Here is a 19,284-nt window from a genome sequence, read left to right on the forward strand (position 1 = left end):
CAATTTTAACGTCTTTCGGTACCGCCGTCCAGCAAAAAGTAACTTTGTACGGAAGGAAGCAGCGTAAAGACTTGGATCAAAAGCCCTAGACTCATATAGATCAGATGTATGATTGCCACACTGTTCAACATATACGTCTGCACCATAATCCAAATAATTAACCCAAATCCGATATATAGGGACAATGCCCAGAAGCTATATAATTTCTTAAAGGGATTCAAAGTATTCACCCAGCGCAATTCTGGTCTCTTGATCAACCCATAAAACACAAACAAGGGCAGGATACCAAATACGATGAATAGCAGAATACCCGGAATTAAAAAATCTGAAAATGGCGATCTTTCCAGCATAGATGTGGGCATGTGTATCAGATCACCACTAGGATCTATGACCATTGACCCGCCTCCTGCTAACGCTCCAACCCCCAAAAATATATGAAGAATATAAAGCAATGTTACCGTAAACGGCCTTCTTTTGGTTGGTTCCATTTCAATACCCCTTCCCATGTTAAAAAAGTAGAGCATTCCTTACTGCTCTTTTCAATTTTACATGTTTTTCCTGAACGTCACCAAGATAGATATCACACAAAAAGCCGTATTTAAGCTTTTTTTGAGTGCGATGTGAACGATTGTATTTTACGCTATACTAAGATTAGAACGAAATGTTAACCCTGCCGACTGAATCTAATAAATAAAATACATTGGATCCTAAAAAACAAGGAGACAGGACGGGCGCAAAGACGCGCTGAACCTAACATATCTATGAACGATACCCATCTTTTATCCACCAAACAATGCACCTATTGCCAGCAACAGAAGCCGCTCTCTGAATTTCGTAAACGTACCGGCAAACGTTCCAAAGGCCAGTCTCGCCGTGGTGCTTGTCGGGAGTGCCGCAAACAACGACAAAACATAGATCTCACTCTTGCAGCAGGTCCCATTCCAGTACAACCTGATACCATTCAACCCCCTTCTTCAGCTGTCAAGGAACGCTCCAAACAAGGAAAGCCTTCTCCCACGGTTGCTTCTTCACCGCAATCCAACCCAAATCAGCGCATACGGGGCTTGGAACAACGAAGGAAACATTCTCATTCTCAAGGCGCGAAACTGAGTCCCGAAGATCCAACGCAATTGATTCCCTCTGCCAAAGGGAAAATTCTAATGCGTGGCCACAGTGATAAAGGACGGCGCTGGCATCAGGAAATTGACTACGAGCTTGCGGTTACTCTAGTCAGAGAACATGCCGCTATCGTAGTGAATCGCCGAACCATCCGCAGGATATACAGCAATAAGGATTTCCGTGCTTATATATTGACCAGAGACAACTATACCTGCTACTTCTGTGGCTCCTATGGAGACACTATAGATCATCTGCTGCCCCGTGCTAAAGGTGGTCATACTACTCCGGATAATTGCGTTTGCGCTTGTACGTTATGTAATCAGACCAAGGCCGATCAGTCCGTTGAGGATTTTATGAGCAGATAAAATAGAAAAACGCCCCAATCTCAGTTGATTAGGGGCGCTTTTTAAATTAAAGGTGAATTTTATTATTAGTTAGCAACAATATTTTTAACTCGTCCTACCTGTCCACTGGTTAAACGCACCTTGATGCCATGCGGATGTCGAGGTGAGTTGGTGAGAATATCCTTCACCGTTCCATGTGTTAGCTTACCCGTCGGCTGATCCTGCTTAAGCACAATATCCACTTCAAGCCCAGGACGAATATCGGCTCTTACCTGTCCGTTCATGATGTAATCCCCTTTCAATGGGTTATAATGTTGTCAACTATACTAGATAAGGAGGAGACGTAATGGCCTTCGGCATCAACAGAGAAGAATTAACCCGCTGGAAAAAAGCAGTCTCCGCAGGAGAAATCGCCTTCTTAACCCATTACTGGCTAGACCCGCGTTTTCCCGGCATGACTACTGTCACCAAGGTAGGCTGTAGTGACCTAACCAGATTAACCTATTGGTGTGAGGAAAATGGACTGCCGGCTAAATATATTCATAATCGTTCCCCATTTCCCCACTTTGACCTTATGGGACCCAAACAAGCAGAAATCCTTCGGAAGGAAGGCTTATGGGAACAGTTGGAACGTTTCAAAATGCTCTAAAATTATTTCTTTTTACGTAAATCCTGCATGATCTTGCGGCCGGTAGGTGTCTGTGCTAATCCGCCACCTGCGGTCTCGCGGTGTTTTTCTGGCATAGCTGAGCCTACCTCAAGCATGACCTTGATTACTTCATCTGAAGGGATCACGCTACGTACACCAGCCAGTGCCATATCGGCGGCGGCGAGCGCGGTCACTGCACCGAATCCGTTTCTAACGATACAAGGAATCTCTACAAGTCCTCCCACCGGATCGCAAATCAGTCCTAATGTGTTCTTAAGCGCCAGTCCAACAGCATGCACTGCTTGTGCAGGCGTCCCTCCACGCAGTTCGGTTAAAGCTCCTGCCGCCATCCCGATGGCCGATCCGACCTCGGCCTGACAGCCACCCTCTGCGCCAGATACAAACGAATTGTTGGCAATGACATAACCGATTGCTCCCGCAGCGAACAAACCGGAAACCATATAATCATCATCCCAGCCAAACCGTTCCTGGCAGCTGAGAAATACACCCGGAATAATTCCGCATGAACCTGCGGTAGGTGTAGCAATTATTCGGCCCATTGAGGCATTAACCTCGGATACAGCCAAAGCATAGGCCATTGCTTGACCAGCGGGTCCACCTAGGCATGGTTCATCTGCTGCGTTATAGGCTCCTACACGCTGGGCATCCATTCCCGTAAGGCCGCTGCGCGAAGTGGTATCTTCATGCATCCCACGATGAACAGCTTCTTTCATGACCCCATAATACTCACGCATAGTGGCAAATTCCTGTTCACTGGAACGTCCAGATTCCGCGCTTTGCTCTTCGAGCATAAGAGCTCCAATGGTGAGGCCACGTTCCTCACATAATACAGCCAGTTGGCTAAGTGTTTGAAAATTCATGTTAAGCTTTCCTTCCCCTTCTCATCTTGCTTACCTTCGTTTAAATTAACCAATTTCACCGATTTCACCGCAGTGAGCGCTTTAAGCGCTTCAATAAGCTCAGGAGTAGCAGCTTCATCCAGCTCCAGTACCGTTAAGGCTGCACCGCTGCGATTCTTCCGATCAAGAGACATATGCCCTATATTAAATTGTCCGTTACGCATCACTTCTGTAACACTCGCCAGAACACCTAAATAATCCATATGATGAATCAATACCGTCGGATACATTCCCGTAAGCTTTACTCCAAAACCATCCACATCGACGATCTCAATGTTTCCACCACCGATGGATGTCCCCGTTAAAGTCAGCTCACTTCCTGTCTCTTGTCCGATAAGATGCAGTTTAACCGTGTTAGGATGAGGAAACAATCCCGTTCCTTGCTCAAAAGATACTTCCATCCCAGCTTCAGCCGCCAACTCCAGAGAGTCGGGTAACCGATGATCATCGGTAGCGTAATCCATAAGTCCTCCGACAATAGCCCGGTCTGTACCATGTCCCTGATAAGTAGCTGCAAAAGAACCAAAAAACGTCACTTCTGCCACACGCGGCACTTCACCCAGCACCTGCCTTGCAGCCCTTCCGATCCGTGCTGCACCGGCTGTATGCGAGCTTGAAGGCCCGACCATGGCCGGACCAATAATTGAAAACACATCTTTAAAACGCATAAAAGACCTCCTGCCTGCAAATAGGCAATTATCAAACTCATATATAGTATACTGCACTGGCAGTCGGAGTTCACCGTTACATTTGCTGTGATATATCCACTTCTAATCTAATGATATTTTACTTAGATAGTATCTTCATTTCGCATCTTATGTATCACAAGATATCCTGGGAGTATAACATAATTCCACCTCTATACTGCCAGCCTATCCCTTCCCAGAATCCTCTTCCTTGTTCATTTGTTCCTATAACCATCAGATGGCATTTTGCAATACCAGCTGTACGTAAATTACCGAGACAACGCTTTACAAGCTCACGCCCGATGCCCATGCCTCGGCAGTCATTACTAATCGCCACATGATACATATAACCTCTTCGCCCATCATGTCCACACAATGCAGTTCCTACAATCCGCCCGTCTTCATTCTCGCAGATCTGGCTGAAGCCAGCATTACGCTCCAGATAACGCGCAATCTCCAGCCTCGAATCTGCTTCGCTGAGTCCCATTCCCTCTGTATTTGCCCATAGCTGGTAGGCAGCTTCATAGTCATCTGCAATCATCTCTCGATAATTCATGTCTATCCCCTCGCTTGTATAGAATGACAAAAAGCATAAAGAGCACTCCGCGGAAGCTTCTCCAGCATCAGCAGCGCTTCGTAAGGGTCACCTTCCAAACCCAGCACTTGCGCGAAGGCGGGTTCGGTCTTCCATCCGTTTGTTTTCATCATAATGATCAGCTGGCGAAAATCATTATCCAGCTGAGCTAGAATTTCCGCTTCAATGATCATATGTAAGTAACCATTCTGCAGAGCTGTAGGCCGCGGCTGCCCAAACAGTTCTATAGGCCAGCCCCCGGCCATAAAGTTAATTTTCGTTCGAGAGACCCCATCAACCACACGCGATACACTAGTAAAATCATCCATGGTTCCGAAATATCGACTAACAATGTCCGTAAACATTACGGAATCATGAACCTCACAAATAATATCCAGGTCGCTGCCCTTCACCTGAATTCCAAGCGGCACTGTGCCAACCAGCACCGGGTTATAGTCGGCCAGCAAACTCATAATATTTAATTTTCTTAACAGGGCATAGGCCTCTTTTTGCACTGGAGTTCCGTGATTCAAATAATCTATATTTCGCCAATCATTCATCTCGGACAAACGCCCCTCCGACTAGGATATAAACACAGGTATAACTGGATAACAGCGCACGCTTTTCTAGGCGCATGCATAGAAATATACGGAAGATAGAAGGCAAGGAGGAGTGTATGTAAAAATGAATCCCACCTACCCCTACTATGGGGAACAAACGATATGTAAGGAACAGCCTATTGCTTTTCCCCCGCAGCACCAAGACCGTCAGCCAGGTCTAGAGAGTCTAATGAATCCTCGCCCCATCAGTGAAAATCCGGAGATTGCCGGCAGTGGAAAGCTGAAAGGAAAAATTGCACTCATCACCGGAGGCGACAGCGGGATTGGTAAAGCGGCGGCCATTGCTTTTGCAAAGGAAGGCGCAGATGTCGCTATAGCTTATTTATACGAAGCTTCAGATGCAGAGGTCACTCAGCGGCGAATTGAAGAATTAGGGCAACGTTGTTTGCGGATCGAAGTTGATTTACGCCATAAGGAAAACTGCTTCAAGGCTGTGGAGCATACCCTTCGCACTTTTGGCAAGCTGGACATCCTCGTCAACAATCATGGCGTCCAGTATCCACAAAAAAGTATTTTGGATATCACGGAAGCACAGCTCTACCAAACGTTTCAGACGAATATATTTCCATTCTTTTACCTGACGCAAGCCGCACTTCCACATCTAAAAAAAGGCGCAGCCATCATCAATACTGCGTCCATTACTGCCTATCAAGGAAATAAAGAGCTTATAGATTATTCCTCAACTAAAGGTGCGATCGTATCCTTTACCCGCTCTTTAGCCTTATCACTCGTAGACTCTGGCATTCGTGTCAATAGTGTAGCTCCCGGACCCGTATGGACACCACTAATTCCCTCCAGCTACTCCGCAGATGAGGTTAGTGTATTTGGGACGGATACACCCTTTAAACGTGCCGCACAGCCATATGAGTTAGCAGGAGCCTATCTTTATTTAGCGGGACCGGATTCTTCGTATGTTACCGGGACATGTATTCATGTCAATGGTGGAGACATGGTCACCAGCTGATGCATTACACCACGAGAGGAATGTATATCAAATGAATAAGATAAACGATTATGATATCTCTTCTGTCCGCCTGAGCAGTGGCATGTACGCATTAACCAAATTAGCCTGCGCAGGGTTAACCTACGTCCTTGTTACCTTACTTATGCTTGGATTTCCACAATCCGACGGAATCCCTGAAGGCTGGCCACTATCGATTCCTTATGCCATTTATGCTTATGGATTGCCTGCGGCGTTAGTAGCGGATATACTGCTGCATATTCTGCGTTCGAAATCGCAAATCCTGCCTCTAGCTGTATACGTCGTCACGGGTTTCGGCGCAGGTTTATGGCTGGCAGCGGAACAAGGTGCAGAGTATCTGCTATGGGGTCTGGGTGGAATTCTGGGACTGCTCATTCTTCGAGTGACCCAGCTTGGTGTGGAAAGATTCCCTCTGTTGCTGCCAGTATTCGCCCTGTTTCTGCCACTGCTCTGTTTACTGCTGTCATAAGCCTTATTAGGTGTATTCAAAGCGCTTCAATGATATCTCCGGCAATGATAGCCGCCGGATTATTCCGCTGACGGGCTGCTCTCTCTCCTGCTAATCCGTGCAGGTATACCCCAAAAGCTGCTGCCTGCGTAGCATGAAGTCCCTGAGCCAGCAGGCTGGAAATCATGCCCGTTAGCACATCACCGGCTCCACCAGTGCCCATGCCGGGATGGCCTGTGGTATTTACATAAGCTTGCCCTTCAGGAGTTGCTATCACGGTATGCGCTCCTTTTAACACAAGTGTAACCCCATGCTCCTTGGCATAGTCCATAGCCAGACCGATCCGGTCACGCTGGACCTCAGCCGTAGTTAGGTTGGCTAGACGAGCCATCTCACCTGGGTGAGGGGTCAGAATTACAGAATGACGCCGCACCCAACTCTTATAATCGGAGTCAGCCAGAATATTTAAGGCATCCGCATCGATAACCAGCGGGCAATCACTGCCTTCCCAAAGACTGCGAAGCCAATCTGTATCTCCCGGGAACCGTCCAAGACCAGGACCCACAGCTATTACATCTCGCTCTTCGCTTAACTTCAGTAGCTCTGACACGGTCTCAGCCACCCAGTTTCCCTCTTCACTGCCACCTACATCAGCCAGCATCAATTCAGGAACAACACCGATGACGGAAGGTAACAGCTTCTTAGGAAGCGCCCACGTCACCAGTCCGCAGCCCGTGCGTAGCGCAGCACGGGCTGCGAGTAGTCCAGCACCGCTCATCCGTAGGGTGCCGGCGGCAAGGAGTACATGCCCATAAGTACCCTTATGGCCTTCAGGCGACCGCCGCCGGGCCAGATCGACACCCAGATGGGCATGCAGCACTTCCGGTGTCAGCAGGTGTGCCTGCACACCGCTGTTAAGAGCCAGAGCAGTCGGAATGCCGATAGCCTGTACCTTGACATGCCCCGCTGCGCCTGCACCGGGGTATTGCAGGAGGCCTCGCTTGAGAAAGGCGAGGCATACCGTCACAGATGCATGAATGCAAGGCTCATGCATCTCTCCTGTGTCCGCGTTCAGACCACTGGGGATGTCCGCGGACACAATGACCTTACCGCTGCTGTTCGCTGCGGCAATCAGCTCCGCATAGGCGCCGCGCGGGGCTCCCGCGCCGCCGGTGCCGAGCAGCGCATCCAGGATGCCGCTGCACTCGGCAAGGTCCAGCCGATCCCTGCCGTATACTACGGCAGGCAGGCCCATGGCTGCAGCCGCATCGCGCTGCAGGGCGGCCTCGCCGGAGAGCGACTCCGGCGGCACCGCATAGACGAGCGTGACGGCGATGCCGGTCTCGCGAAGGTACCGTGCGGCGGCGAGGCCATCGCCGCCGTTGTTGCCTTTGCCGACGAGGATGAACCATCGCTCGGCTGCGGCAGAGGCAAGCGTCAGCGCATGATCTGCGCTGACCTTAAATGCCTTGCCTGTGCCACCCAGCGCGGCCTCCCTTAGCCCGGTATCGTTCCTTTCGGCTGCATTCCTGCAGCCTGCCCCGCCTCTCTCCCGGCAAAGCGTGATGATCTCCTCGGCGATAACTCTTCCCGCATTCTCCATCAGCGCAATCGCTGGAATCCCCAGCTGCTGGATCGTTTCGCTGTCCAGCTGCCTCATTTGCTCAGCAGTTACCAGATACATGATTTAGCCCCTTTCCGCAATCTACCGTTCCAAAGCTTCACACGCAATTCCAAGTACAAGTCCGAGCGCAAGTCCGGCGCAAGTCTGATATCAGTAAGCGACAGTAAATCTGGCCCGACTAAAATTCCCTTCCTCCAGCTCGTCCACCATAGCTACAGCGAAATCCTCCACACTAATCTTGCTTTCACCATTCTCATCTAGAATAAGACGGTCCAATCCGATGCGGAAATGACCTGTACGACGACCTGGATGAACTACCGCAGCAGGACTGAGATACGTATAATCCAATTCTGTATTTTTGTAAATCTCATAAGCCTGCGCATGCGCCTCTGCAACTGGTTTAAACTCTTCCGGAAAATCCGGTGTATTCATCAGCAGCTCTCCAGTTTCAGTCTTTAAGCTACCTGCACCTCCAACAACCAACAGCCGATTTAACCCTACCGTCTGCATACCCTCCACCAACGCTTTTGCCGCCGTAATCAGATCCTGCTCTTGCCCCGCTCCTGGTCCATAAGCACTGATTACCTCTTCATGGCCACGGACTGCAGCTGCTACTGAAGCCGGATCAAGAATATCCACCGTTGTTACATGTAAACGCTCGTGTTCGAGAGTTATTGACTCTGGATTGCGTACCGCAGCTGTTACTTCGTGTTTTCTTTTTAATGCCTCCTGTACAATTGCCTTTCCAATCGTTCCTGAAGCGCCCAATATTACAACATCCATCTTGTTGTTCCTCACATTCTACGAGCAAAGCCATTATCGTGCAGCCTTCTGCTCAATTATTTTTTTGATGCTCATCTGAATAGCTTTTCCCTTACAGCCTTTAAACATTATTTATCCCCTGAGATCCAATCGAAACCAGATCGCACCTACTAACCCGCTTTCAGACCAAAAACCCCTTAACCAATACAAGGGGCACTCTCTACTAAAAAAAGCAGCATGTATTCGCCTTAGCTTAGCGACGCAAAAACATTCCCTGAGAACGTGGCATAACCGATTCAAAACCATATTGTGCGTAGAGCTTCGAGGCTTCTCCATCTGCAATCAGACTTACATACGCCTTGTCTGGTACAGTATTAAGGAATTCTCTGATTTCCCGCATGATCAGCTTTCCCAAACCTTGTCCTTGATGTAAAGGCTTGACCGCGATATCCGTGACCTGAAAAAAACATCCCCCATCGCCAATCACCCGTCCCATCCCGATTAGGTTATTCTCCTCATACAAAGTTACAGCAAAAATAGAACGAGGCAAACCGATCGCTGCACCTTCCACACTCATTTCACTCAGCCCAGCTTCTTTTCTCAGCGCCAAATACTGTTCCACTGAAGGCTGTTCATGGCGTATATCAAGCTTTCTTGTTGTTTCCACCCGCACTCCTCCGTTCAGCATTGCTGTTCCCACTATATACGACTGCATGGTTCACAGGCAAGGCTCACTGCTAGGGATGTTTTTGAAACCGAGGGATAAGTTTTATATTCTTGAATTCCTTTACTGACTGTGTGGAATAGTATCTGTAACAATATTTATAAAAGGGTGGGTGAAGCATTATGTCTCCTGTAGCCAAGCTGTTTAAATGGGGAACATGCCTTTATGAAGCTTTTCTGGCTCTGCCGTTGATCGGCGGACTCTTTATCATTGCAAATGGTTGGGTCCCTTTGGCCATTGCCTTTTTGCTCCACGCTGTAGCCGTTGTTGTGCTGCAGAGAGAGCATAAACCATTCATGGGTAACGTTCTGGGCATTATCACCTCGATTTTAGCTTTTATTCCGATCGTTGGTTGGATTATGCACGCCATCACTGCGTTCATCCTGTTAATGGAGGGCGTATCCGCCTCACGCCAAGCCCCTCGTTATTAACAACTTACTGCGTCATCAAAATATGTAGCTGTCCCACGGGCCGAATCATTTGTAAAAGTCGTAAAAAGACAGATCATTCCCGGCGACCTATGGACCCAGATGACGTATTGCTGTGTTCTTACTGGTAAGCGGTCTGCTTCAACACTCATCATTCCCTGCGACCTACGGACCCAGATGACATATTGCTTTGTTCTTACTCATGAGCGGTCTGCTTCAACACTCATCATCACCTGCCACTTACGGACCCGTAAAACGTATTGCTGTGGGCTTACTCGTGGGCGGTCTGCTTAAATAGTCATCATTCCCTGAGACCTGCGGACCCAGATGACGTTATTTGCACCTTTTCAGCTTTTGGAGCGTGGTTTCGGACTCCAGGGACGTTATTGCTTAGAATCAGGTCCATATGTGGTGTTTTTTATGCCAATAGCAGCTATGCGGTCCGTTAGCGTGGCAAATGTGGCATAATACTGCGTTTAGCGTCAACTGAGTCCGATGGGATGCGTCATACGTGCCAGAATATCCAAGCATACAAAGAAAAGGAGTTGCCCCAGCAGCCATTACGTGGCTTATGTGACAACTCCATAATCTTTTATCCAAAAAGATGAGATATATCTTTATGATTGCCCTGAGATTGAATCAACGTCCCGCGGATTGAGAATCGGCCCGCCGGCCGCCGTTTTCACCAATATAACGTCCATTTGCGTTGCCACTGCTATTCTCAAACCGTTTGCGTTCCGTACGCTCCATCTGAACAATCTGACCTTCATGCACCACAATATGCAATGAGCCAAATTCCATATCATCCAGAAGTCCTGCAATCCGCGTAAGCCATAAATCGTCCACTTTCAGCGGTTTAGCCATTCTCTAGCCTCCCTTTCTCACCAAAGGATTGTATCCGCCTAAATTCCTTATTTCTTCAATTCCGTTATTACCAACCAGTATACTATGAATTAACTTAGCATGGAACTAAAAGTCATGTCAATGGGCATTTTTTCGCGACAACCAGCTTTTAATAATCATCGTTACCAAAGCCAATAACAGGAGCAAAGAAGCTACTGCAAAAGATGCTGAAAATTGATATTCGTTATACAAAATCTCAACATGCAGCGGCAGCGTATTCGTCTCCCCACGTATGTGCCCGGACACCACAGAAACCGCACCAAACTCACCCATGGCCCGCGCATTACACAAAATAATGCCGTATAGTAATCCCCATTTAATATTAGGCAGTGTGACTCTGAAAAAGATTTGCCACCCATGTGCTCCGAGTGTAATTGCGGCTTCTTCCTCCTGTGTACCCTGATCCTCCATCAGCGGGATTAACTCACGCGCTACAAAAGGAAACGTCACAAACAACGTGGCTAGCACGATACCCGGAAGCGCAAATACAATCTTGATATCATGTGCGCTTAGCCAAGGACCAAACCATCCGTTAGCACCGAAGACGAGCACAAAGATTAGACCGCCGATGACAGGCGAAACTGCAAAAGGGAGATCAATCAAGGTAATTAGAAACCCTTTGCCGCGGAAACGAAACTTGGTTACAGCCCACGCCGCTGTTACACCAAAAAAGGTATTCAGAGGCACCGTTACCGCTGCAACAAGCAGCGTCAATCGCAGCGCTGAGCGGGCATCCGGATCAGTCAGGGCAGCTATATATACATCCCAGCCCTTCTTCAGCGCCTCGGTTAACACAACAACTAATGGCAGAGCAATCAGCCAAAAAAGGACTAGCCCAGCCGCTCCGATCAACACCCATTTTACAATTGGGGTTTCTGTTGTCGCGGACGAGGACGCATTCTTTTGTAGCCGGGGGGTGTAGAGGGGGACGGTACCGGCCAAAATTATTCCTCCTTTAAGGGTTTTACGAAGACAAGATACTTCGAGTATGCAGTATCGACAACAGATACGAATTGTCTCCGAGTAAGTTTGAACATGATCGGATGTCAGCTGTCACGGAGATTACCCTCAACGAGAAGTCTTACGAACCCAGCGCTGAAGTGTGTTAATAACAAGCAGCATAAGGAAGGAAATGAAGAGCAATAGCAGGGCTACGGCGGTAGCTCCGGCATAATCATATTGCTCCAGTTTAGACATGATAAGCAGCGGAGCAATCTCCGTCCTCATCGGCATGTTACCGGAGATGAATACGACGGAGCCGAATTCACCGATGCCCCGGGCAAAAGCTAGAGCAAAACCTGTTAGCAGTGGCGGGAACAGCTCAGGCAGTACTACTGAGCGAAAGGTTCTCCAGCGGCCTGCGCCAAGGGTTGCCGAAGCTTCCTCCATATCTCTGTCCAAATCCTCCAGCACCGGCTGCACCGTCCGGACAACGAACGGTATGCCGATGAACATCAAAGCCAAGGTAATCCCGAGCGGAGTGAATGCCACCTTTAATCCCAGCGGCTCAAGCCAAGACCCAATCCAGCCATTGCCTGCATAGAGCGCCGTCAAAGAGACACCGGCTACAGCTGTCGGCAAGGCAAACGGGAGATCGATCAGCGCATCAAATATTCTTTTGCCCGGAAATTCATAACGTACCAGTACCCACGCCAGCAAAAGTCCTAGAATTGCATCTACAAAAGCGGCCGCAGCAGCTGTCGACAGGCTCACACGATACGAGGCTAATACCCGCGGGTCCGTAGCTACATCCCAGAATTTCGCCCAGCTCAGACCTGTAGAATTGAACAGCAGCGCCGAAAGTGGCAGTAGAACCACTAGACTCAGGTATAGTACACTGTAGCCCATCGTCAGCCCGAAGCCGGGCAGTATTTTGCGCCGTGTTGCTGCTGGTGTAGCCGTAGTGGTGACATTCATCCCCTATTCATCCTTTCTCGCCTTCGGCCTTTTAGCCGATCAGCCCCTACCGGGACAAATCTCAATGATTACATCCTGCGTTTCATTCATCTGTTATTTGGCACCTGGCACATAAATCTTGTCAAAGATCCCGCCATCATTAAAATGCTTCTCTTGCGTTTCTTTCCAGGTTCCGAATTTGTCAGCCAATGTGAACAGCTTGATTTCCGGGAACTTATCTTTGTATTCTTCTTTCACGCTATCTAATGTAGGACGGTAGTAGTTTTCAGCCGCGATTTTTTGTCCCTCTTCACTATAGAGGTACTTCAAGTACGCCTCGGATACCTCACGCGTGTCTCTTTTATCCACAACCTTATCTACTATAGCTACTGGCGGTTCAGCCAAAATACTCTCCGAAGGATTCACGATATCAAATTTGTCCGGTCCCAGCTCTTCCACAGATAAATAGGCTTCATTCTCCCATGCGATCAGCACATCACCAATTCCACGCTCCACAAACGTTGTCGTAGATCCACGCGCGCCGGTATCCAGCACTGGCACATGCTTGAACAGTTCTTTTACAAATTCCTCAGCCTTAGCCTCATCGTTATTGTTCTGGTCTAGTGCGTAGCCCCAAGCTGCCAAGTAGTTCCAGCGTGCTCCACCTGATGTTTTCGGGTTTGGTGTAATAACCTCTACGCCCTCTTTGAGCAGATCTGGCCAATCCTTGATTCCTTTCGGATTCCCTTTGCGTACAAGGAACACGATAGTCGAGGTGTAAGGCGAGCTATTATGATCGAATTTACTTTGCCAGCCCTCATTGATCAGTCCCTTTTCCTGCAAGGCATCAATATCATAACCAAGTGCTAATGTCACAACATCCGCTTCCAGACCATCAAGCACAGCACGGCTTTGTTTCCCTGATCCACCGTGGGATTGTTTAATGGTGACCTTCTGTCCTGTTTCTTTCTCCCAATAGGCAGCAAAAGCTTTATTATAATTCTCGTACAATTCGCGAGTAGGGTCATATGAGACGTTCAGTAGTTCTACTGGATCTTTAGATGGAGTTTTTGTTGCTTCAGCCGCATTTGTGGCCTCCGCTGAATTGGTTGTTGCTGGTGCGTCTGTTGCCGGACTAGCACTATTGCCGTTATTGTTATTGCTGCCGCAAGCAGCAGTAAGCCCTGCCGTCAGCAACAAGCTAAACCCTACAAGAAGCCCTTTATTCATCTTTTTCTTCATCTCTTCCACTCCCCCATGTTTTTTCGTACCAGACAACCCTTGGGTAACACAAAAAGAACGGAGGAAAGCCTACGTATGGCAGGTCAAACCGGTCCTAAGACCGTGTCTGCGAGCCTAATGCAGGCGTTCCTCCGTTCGTACGGTAAGAACTTTCTTCAATTATTCCTATCTACTTAGTTGGTTTATATGGATATAATACTGAAACCCTTTAACTGTGTCAAACCTTTTTTTCCAGCCTATGTCAAAGAAAACTCCCACACACCACACCGTACAAGCTATGGGGTCGGTTCCTGTAAGATCCACTTGTTATTGATGCTATAAAGTAATATTATTGCTACAGCTTATGGGTTAAGAGAAAATACCGCTTTATGTCAGGGGAGAGAGTCATGGGTATGGAGTTAGAGTACGTCCCTGCGCCGTTGAAACCACGGCTCCACAGACGTATGGCTCAAGAAATTGGACGAAGAATTAGGGGAACCTACCGTTACGATACAGCAGTTTGGAGAACAGCTATAGCCGGTCTTTGGATAGTATGCTTTTTAGCCTTTAGTAGTGCCGTGTTAGGCATTCCTACTGGATTAGGTAAACCTACGGATATCGCTCTTGCTGCAGGTGCAGGCACTGTCCTGCTGGCGATTTCCGGCAATATCTTAGCTGTTCTGCTAGCGTTGACCGGACTGCGTATCCCAAGATTATTTGCAGGCTGTGTATTGAGTGATTTTGGAGCTATTCTACTAATCTTATATTACGCAGATTTTGAGATTGAAGCCGCGGTTGTCATCGCGGTCGTGCTTGCACTGCTAGGGGCATTAGGCGGATTAGCCATCGGCCTGCTCCGCAGCAAAAGAATAACACTAGGGCTTCTGCTAACAGTGGCGGTGACTTTTTCCCCACTTGCGCTGGCAAGCGGAGTACAAGAACTGCCTATTTCAGAGTCGGTCGATATCAACGATACGGAAGTCGTTCCACTGACAGCCTCCGATCCGGGAATACCAGGCAATCTAGCTTATCAGACCTTCACCTATGCCAGTGGTACCGATCTTCATCGTGCCGAATACGGCAAGGATACAAGCTTGATATCCTCTACGGCCGATGCTTCTGCTTATATTAAGGATTGGTCAAAGCTGCGCACTTTATTCTGGGGTTTCGATTATAAGGCACTTCCCCTGAATGGTCGCGTATGGATGCCAGAAGGTGAAGGTCCATATCCAGTAGTGCTGATGGTGCACGGCAATCATATGATGGAAGATTACTCTGATGGCGGGTACGCTTATCTCGGCGAACTATTGGCAAGCCGGGGATTTATCGCGATCTCGCTCGATGAGAATTTCCTGAATTATTCTGCTTGGTCCGGCATTCCGGACAATGATTTTAAAGTACGTACTTGGATCCTACTGAAACATTTAGAGCAGCTAGCAGATTTTTCAGATGATCCGGGCAGTCCTTTATATCAGAAAATAGATTTCACAAAAACCGCCCTGCTCGGCCATAGCCGCGGAGGACAAGCCGTAGCTATGGCCGCGGATGCCACTCGTTGGTTTAAGGATGATCCGGTGATGGCGGCAGTTAATCGCTTTAATATAACCTCTGTAATCGCGCTTGCACCGACGGACAAAACAATAGATGACCAGCAAGCCCGTCTCAAAGACATCAATTATTTGACCTTGCAGGGAGCCCGCGATGGAGATGTACATGATTTCTATGGTGATCGGCAGTATATACGCACTTCCTATTCCCAAGGATCATCTGCTTTCAAAAGCTCGCTGTATATTGCGGATGCCAATCACAGTCAATTCAACAGCGATTGGGGCGGGTATGATCAGACCTTGCCAGCTGGACTCTTTTTAAATCGGACACAAATCATGGATGCAGACAAACAACGGCAAATCGCCAAGGTCTATGTATCAGCTTTCTTAGAGACCACCTTGCATGAAAAAGAGGAATACCAAAGCTTGTTCCGGGATTATCGCAGCGGGCTGAAGTGGTTACCAGATACCGCCTACTACAATAGATTCCAAAGCGGGGGATATCGTCCTGTAGCCACATTTGACGATGACCGTAACAAAAACACTGTAGAACTGGGAACAGCAGCAGCATCGGGTATTTCTTGGTCAGAAGAGTTAGCTAAAGACCGGGAGTCGAAAAGCAAAGCCACCTATGGTGTTGTCCTTGAACGCACAGCCAGCAAAAACGAAGAAGCTTATTACAACATTAAGCTTAACGACAGTGTCCGTACTGAAACTGCTCTTTTAGGGGCAGATGGCCTTACGTTCTCCATGGCAAATCTGAATGACGACATGAATGAAGAAATGGATGTTCCACAACCTCCAAAGGTTGAGGTGGAGTTAACTGACCATAACGATACCTCAGCACGCTTGAAGCTGGATGAAGTAATGGATATACTGCCACTTCCACAAACTCAGTTCACGTTATTCCCATGGCTTGAAGAGCGGATAAACGATGGCAAATACGGCGACCTTTCCGAAGCTGTATTTCAAACCTACGAGATGCCGTTCGAACAATTTCAGGAGGAAGAACCAGAGCTGGATCCTGACAACCTGACGGAAATCACCTTCTATCTTGAAGAAGAAGGCGACCGGATCATGCTTGATGACATCGGTTTTTACGATTTAGGTATCAGAAATACATTTTAACAATCACTTGCTATTATCCTTAGGTCTTCATTTGCAAAATAGGGCTATTCCCAACCTCCACTCACGAAAAAATGAATGGATTACGGGAATAGCCCTTATTTTTACGACATACAATAACCTAGTCTCAGCCTACAACGCTTGCACACAAACAGGTGACTTCATTTCCAATTCATTTCCTGTAGGGATTAATCTGCCACTCTCACTATCGATGGAGAACGAGGTAATATTATCACTATTCTGATTAGCAGCAAGCAGCTTATCCCCAATAATTGCAAAGTTACGCGGAGTACGACCGCCGGTAACCTGCCAATCCACTGCTTCAAGCAGACCCGTTAATTCATCGATATGGAACAGGGCGATACTGTCTTGTCCGCGATTGGAGACATACAGGAATCTGCCACAAGGGGAGACATGAATATCGGAAGCTGTATCGTCACTACCAGCAGTATAATTATCAGGAAGCGTGCTAAGATGCTGTAAACTATTTAGATTTGCATCCTGTTCATCATTAGCAAATGCCGTTACTGTACAATTCAGTTCATTCGCCAGGTAAATCCATTGTCCAGAGGGATGCACCGCCAGATGACGTGGACCTGAACCAGGTGGCAGATTAAGCTCACGATGTTTTACCAGTTTGCCCTCTTCAGGGCGATAGATCACAATTTGATCCAATCCCAAATCGCACACCAGCACATGTCTACCACTTGCGTCCGGAATGACAGAGTGCGGATGCGGAGCCTCCTGACGGTCTTCACGAATGCCTGAACCCACATGTTTTACTTGGTCGGACATTTCTTGAAGCGAACCATCTTCATTTACAGGAAAAGCATTAACATTGCCTCCCGAGTAATTGGAGACGAATATGTAATCTTCCTTAGGACTAATGGAGACATAACAAGGAGCGCCGCCTTCCGTAGAACGACTTCCAAGTGATTGCAACGCTTTAGTTGCGGGATCAATTGCATATGCGTAAACCTCACCTTGATCCTTCTCACTAACTGCATACAACACGCTGCCTGCACTATTCACAGCTAAAAACGATGGGTTCTCAATTCCCTCGGTACCCTCAAGAATTCTCATTTCCCCCGATAAAAGACTAAGCGCACATAACTGAATCGCCTTCTCATTCTCAGAGTTATACGTTCCTACATAAAACAATGCCTCATTAGCCCGTTCCATAATAGTGGCTCCTTTATCTTTATGTATTGTATTACTTCTTACTTACCCTTTACTAATAGGGGTTTACTCATAATTTTATAATATTTTTTCACTATAGCATGTTTATAGTTGTAATACATTATCGAAACTGCATTTAGAGCCTACTCCCTAACTATTCCGGAAGAAGTAAGTTTTTCCATGTGGTTTAAAGATGGTCACAAAGGTTAATAGTAGACATCGCAAACAACAAAACGAAGGAGTTGAAGTAACATGAGTTTTCTATGGATGTTAATCGTTGGTGGGGTTATTGGTTGGTTGGCTGGTCTGATTATGGGCAGAGATATTCCTGGTGGTGTTATCGGTAATATCATCGCTGGTATTATCGGTTCATGGCTCGGTGGCGTGCTTCTGGGAAGCTGGGGACCTAAAGTAAGTGATTTCTACTTCTTCCCTTCTTTGATCGGTGCGGTTGTGCTGATCTTTATCGTGAGCCTTATTCTTCGCTCGACAAGTGGACGCAGCCGTTCGTAAGTCTGGGCTGAGATAATAATATTCACATCAATAAATCCTCGTCAGAGTATGCTCTGGCGGGGATTTTTGTATGTATCGCTCCTTTAAGAAATAATTCCTAAGCTGGAATTGTAGCGGGTATGGAGCCAATACACTTCAATGTTTTGCCATCGTTTTTCTGTTATAATGAAGATACAAGTGACTGAAATCATAGAGAGGTCGTGTATCATGGGTAACATAAACCCCTCGCTTCTACATATTGGCTCTACATTAGGGGCTTTGTTCATGGCGCTGATGGTTATTTTCATTCGTCTAAAAGCAAGCGCACGTCCGGTTACCATTCGAAAAATATGGATTCCACCTCTCGGTATGTCGACGGGTTTTGCCATGTTTGTGGCACCTGCGGTCAGGTTCCCATTATGGTGGGCGGCAGTCGCCTTTCTGATTGGCTGGTTCATCTTCGCGTATCCTCTTATACGCAGCACCCATTTTGAACAACGTGATGGACAAATTTATGCTCAACGCTCCAAGAGCTTTGCGTTTATCCTGCTCGGACTTCTTCTAGTCCGCACTTTACTCCATGAATTTATTAACCGTTATGTGTCTATCCCACAGTCCGGTGGTTTGTTCTTTATTTTAGCCTTCGGCATGATTGTTCATTGGAGATTTTTTATGTTCAAGCGTTATAAGGCTATGACTTCCTCGGGGAGTCTGCTGCCCCAGCCATGATTGTCAACAATGATCCTAAGAAGCCATCTCAGGGTGCTTACCCGATATCCTTGAGATGACTTCTTACCTCTTGTAACTCAAGCTTATGTTATATCCTCTGATTTTTTCTACTTTTCACCCTTTTCTGACATCAATTAGCCATCCTCTTATTACATCCTCTTTTAGTACTTTACATACACTATAGGAATAGATCACTTAAAATATCTAACTCGTTATGTCACCTATTCAGCATTAAAAAGAAAAAATATAATCTTTGTAAGTCCGATGTCAGGTAACCTGCGAAGGGATACGTTAAACTATAAGCATACCTAA

At 47.4% G+C, this 19,284-nt stretch carries 23 protein-coding genes; 8 read left to right on the forward strand and 15 right to left on the reverse strand.

The annotated features are described in order from the left end of the window. Positions 1-5: 5 nt before the first annotated feature. Both MKY63_RS08145 and MKY63_RS08150 read right to left on the reverse strand, forming a co-directional pair. Positions 6-488, reverse strand: coding sequence for a hypothetical protein (locus tag MKY63_RS08145; protein WP_094902055.1), 483 nt, complete (start codon positions 486-488; stop codon positions 6-8). A gap of 291 nt (positions 489-779) precedes the next feature. Continuing rightward, positions 780-965 (reverse strand): hypothetical protein, encoded by a 186-nt coding sequence (locus tag MKY63_RS08150; protein WP_254924567.1) that lies wholly within the window; start codon positions 963-965, stop codon positions 780-782. Between the two features lie 195 nt (positions 966-1,160). On the opposite strand from MKY63_RS08150, the gene MKY63_RS08155 reads away from it, so the two are divergent. Then, positions 1,161-1,484, forward strand: a complete 324-nt coding sequence (locus MKY63_RS08155) for an HNH endonuclease (RefSeq protein WP_036682678.1) — start codon at positions 1,161-1,163, stop codon at positions 1,482-1,484. A gap of 65 nt (positions 1,485-1,549) precedes the next feature. On the opposite strand, the gene MKY63_RS08160 is transcribed toward MKY63_RS08155, so the two are convergent. Then, positions 1,550-1,747 carry a YwbE family protein gene (locus tag MKY63_RS08160; protein ID WP_036682616.1) on the reverse strand — a complete coding sequence of 66 codons (198 nt, stop codon included), beginning with the start codon at positions 1,745-1,747 and terminating at the stop codon, positions 1,550-1,552. 62 nt (positions 1,748-1,809) lie between these two features. Here MKY63_RS08160 and MKY63_RS08165 point away from each other — a divergent pair, with 62 nt between their 5' ends. Further along, positions 1,810-2,112, forward strand: coding sequence for a hypothetical protein (locus MKY63_RS08165; RefSeq protein ID WP_036682619.1), 303 nt, complete (start codon positions 1,810-1,812; stop codon positions 2,110-2,112). Between the two features lie 2 nt (positions 2,113-2,114). Here the strand turns inward: MKY63_RS08165 and sdaAA are convergent, their stop codons facing one another. The 4 genes from sdaAA to MKY63_RS08185 all read right to left on the reverse strand — a co-directional run bounded on the left by sdaAA (position 2,115) and on the right by MKY63_RS08185 (position 4,852). Then, positions 2,115-2,993, reverse strand: a complete 879-nt coding sequence (gene sdaAA / locus MKY63_RS08170) for an L-serine ammonia-lyase, iron-sulfur-dependent, subunit alpha (protein ID WP_036682621.1) — start codon at positions 2,991-2,993, stop codon at positions 2,115-2,117. Then, a complete protein-coding gene (gene sdaAB, locus MKY63_RS08175) occupies positions 2,990-3,700 on the reverse strand; it encodes an L-serine ammonia-lyase, iron-sulfur-dependent subunit beta (RefSeq protein WP_036682623.1) in 711 nt (236 codons plus the stop codon). Before sdaAB ends, sdaAA begins: the two co-directional genes overlap by 4 nt. Positions 3,701-3,854: 154 nt before the next feature. Further along, on the reverse strand, positions 3,855-4,274 hold the full coding sequence (locus MKY63_RS08180) for a GNAT family N-acetyltransferase (protein WP_036682625.1): 420 nt from the start codon (positions 4,272-4,274) through the stop codon (positions 3,855-3,857). A gap of 2 nt (positions 4,275-4,276) precedes the next feature. Next, positions 4,277-4,852: a DUF4269 domain-containing protein gene (locus tag MKY63_RS08185; RefSeq protein ID WP_036682680.1), complete on the reverse strand. Its 576-nt coding sequence runs from the start codon at positions 4,850-4,852 to the stop codon at positions 4,277-4,279. 124 nt (positions 4,853-4,976) lie between these two features. Here MKY63_RS08185 and MKY63_RS08190 point away from each other — a divergent pair, with 124 nt between their 5' ends. Next, complete coding sequence (locus tag MKY63_RS08190) at positions 4,977-5,876, forward strand: SDR family oxidoreductase (RefSeq protein ID WP_036682627.1); 900 nt, start codon at positions 4,977-4,979, stop codon at positions 5,874-5,876. A gap of 31 nt (positions 5,877-5,907) precedes the next feature. Continuing rightward, complete coding sequence (locus MKY63_RS08195; RefSeq protein WP_051491252.1) at positions 5,908-6,363, forward strand: hypothetical protein; 456 nt, start codon at positions 5,908-5,910, stop codon at positions 6,361-6,363. A 16-nt stretch (positions 6,364-6,379) separates the two neighbouring features. On the opposite strand, the gene MKY63_RS08200 is transcribed toward MKY63_RS08195, so the two are convergent. The 3 genes from MKY63_RS08200 to MKY63_RS08210 form a co-directional block, all read right to left on the reverse strand. Beyond that, positions 6,380-8,026 carry a bifunctional ADP-dependent NAD(P)H-hydrate dehydratase/NAD(P)H-hydrate epimerase gene (locus MKY63_RS08200; protein ID WP_036682629.1) on the reverse strand — a complete coding sequence of 549 codons (1,647 nt, stop codon included), beginning with the start codon at positions 8,024-8,026 and terminating at the stop codon, positions 6,380-6,382. A gap of 90 nt (positions 8,027-8,116) precedes the next feature. Then, positions 8,117-8,749: an NAD(P)H-binding protein gene (locus tag MKY63_RS08205; RefSeq protein WP_036682631.1), complete on the reverse strand. Its 633-nt coding sequence runs from the start codon at positions 8,747-8,749 to the stop codon at positions 8,117-8,119. A gap of 232 nt (positions 8,750-8,981) precedes the next feature. After that, positions 8,982-9,395: a GNAT family N-acetyltransferase gene (locus MKY63_RS08210; RefSeq protein WP_235219476.1), complete on the reverse strand. Its 414-nt coding sequence runs from the start codon at positions 9,393-9,395 to the stop codon at positions 8,982-8,984. Between the two features lie 179 nt (positions 9,396-9,574). Between MKY63_RS08210 and MKY63_RS08215 the strand changes: the two genes are divergently transcribed. Then, positions 9,575-9,883, forward strand: a complete 309-nt coding sequence (locus MKY63_RS08215) for a hypothetical protein (RefSeq protein WP_036682636.1) — start codon at positions 9,575-9,577, stop codon at positions 9,881-9,883. 636 nt (positions 9,884-10,519) lie between these two features. Here MKY63_RS08215 and MKY63_RS08220 read toward each other — a convergent pair. The 4 genes from MKY63_RS08220 to MKY63_RS08235 form a co-directional block, all read right to left on the reverse strand. Then, positions 10,520-10,744, reverse strand: coding sequence for a YezD family protein (locus tag MKY63_RS08220; protein WP_036682638.1), 225 nt, complete (start codon positions 10,742-10,744; stop codon positions 10,520-10,522). Between the two features lie 117 nt (positions 10,745-10,861). Next, complete coding sequence (gene cysW / locus MKY63_RS08225) at positions 10,862-11,725, reverse strand: sulfate ABC transporter permease subunit CysW (RefSeq protein WP_036682641.1); 864 nt, start codon at positions 11,723-11,725, stop codon at positions 10,862-10,864. 126 nt (positions 11,726-11,851) lie between these two features. Further along, positions 11,852-12,700, reverse strand: a complete 849-nt coding sequence (gene cysT / locus MKY63_RS08230; RefSeq protein WP_036682643.1) for a sulfate ABC transporter permease subunit CysT — start codon at positions 12,698-12,700, stop codon at positions 11,852-11,854. Positions 12,701-12,793: 93 nt separating this feature from the next. Further along, positions 12,794-13,921 carry a sulfate ABC transporter substrate-binding protein gene (locus MKY63_RS08235; protein ID WP_036682645.1) on the reverse strand — a complete coding sequence of 376 codons (1,128 nt, stop codon included), beginning with the start codon at positions 13,919-13,921 and terminating at the stop codon, positions 12,794-12,796. Between the two features lie 386 nt (positions 13,922-14,307). On the opposite strand from MKY63_RS08235, the gene MKY63_RS08240 reads away from it, so the two are divergent. Then, on the forward strand, positions 14,308-16,575 hold the full coding sequence (locus MKY63_RS08240) for an alpha/beta hydrolase (RefSeq protein ID WP_036682647.1): 2,268 nt from the start codon (positions 14,308-14,310) through the stop codon (positions 16,573-16,575). Between the two features lie 129 nt (positions 16,576-16,704). Here the strand turns inward: MKY63_RS08240 and MKY63_RS08245 are convergent, their stop codons facing one another. Next, the gene (locus MKY63_RS08245; protein WP_036682649.1) at positions 16,705-17,754 is read right to left on the reverse strand and encodes a lactonase family protein; all 1,050 of its coding nucleotides are present in this window, start codon (positions 17,752-17,754) and stop codon (positions 16,705-16,707) included. A gap of 249 nt (positions 17,755-18,003) precedes the next feature. Here MKY63_RS08245 and MKY63_RS08250 point away from each other — a divergent pair, with 249 nt between their 5' ends. Continuing rightward, positions 18,004-18,264, forward strand: a complete 261-nt coding sequence (locus tag MKY63_RS08250; protein WP_036682650.1) for a GlsB/YeaQ/YmgE family stress response membrane protein — start codon at positions 18,004-18,006, stop codon at positions 18,262-18,264. 207 nt (positions 18,265-18,471) lie between these two features. Beyond that, complete coding sequence (locus MKY63_RS08255; RefSeq protein ID WP_036682651.1) at positions 18,472-18,972, forward strand: cytochrome c biogenesis protein CcdC; 501 nt, start codon at positions 18,472-18,474, stop codon at positions 18,970-18,972. Positions 18,973-19,284 lie beyond the last annotated feature (312 nt).

Source organism: Paenibacillus sp. FSL R7-0189, from assembly GCF_037969925.1.
Lineage (GTDB): Bacteria > Bacillota > Bacilli > Paenibacillales > Paenibacillaceae > Paenibacillus_AQ > Paenibacillus_AQ odorifer.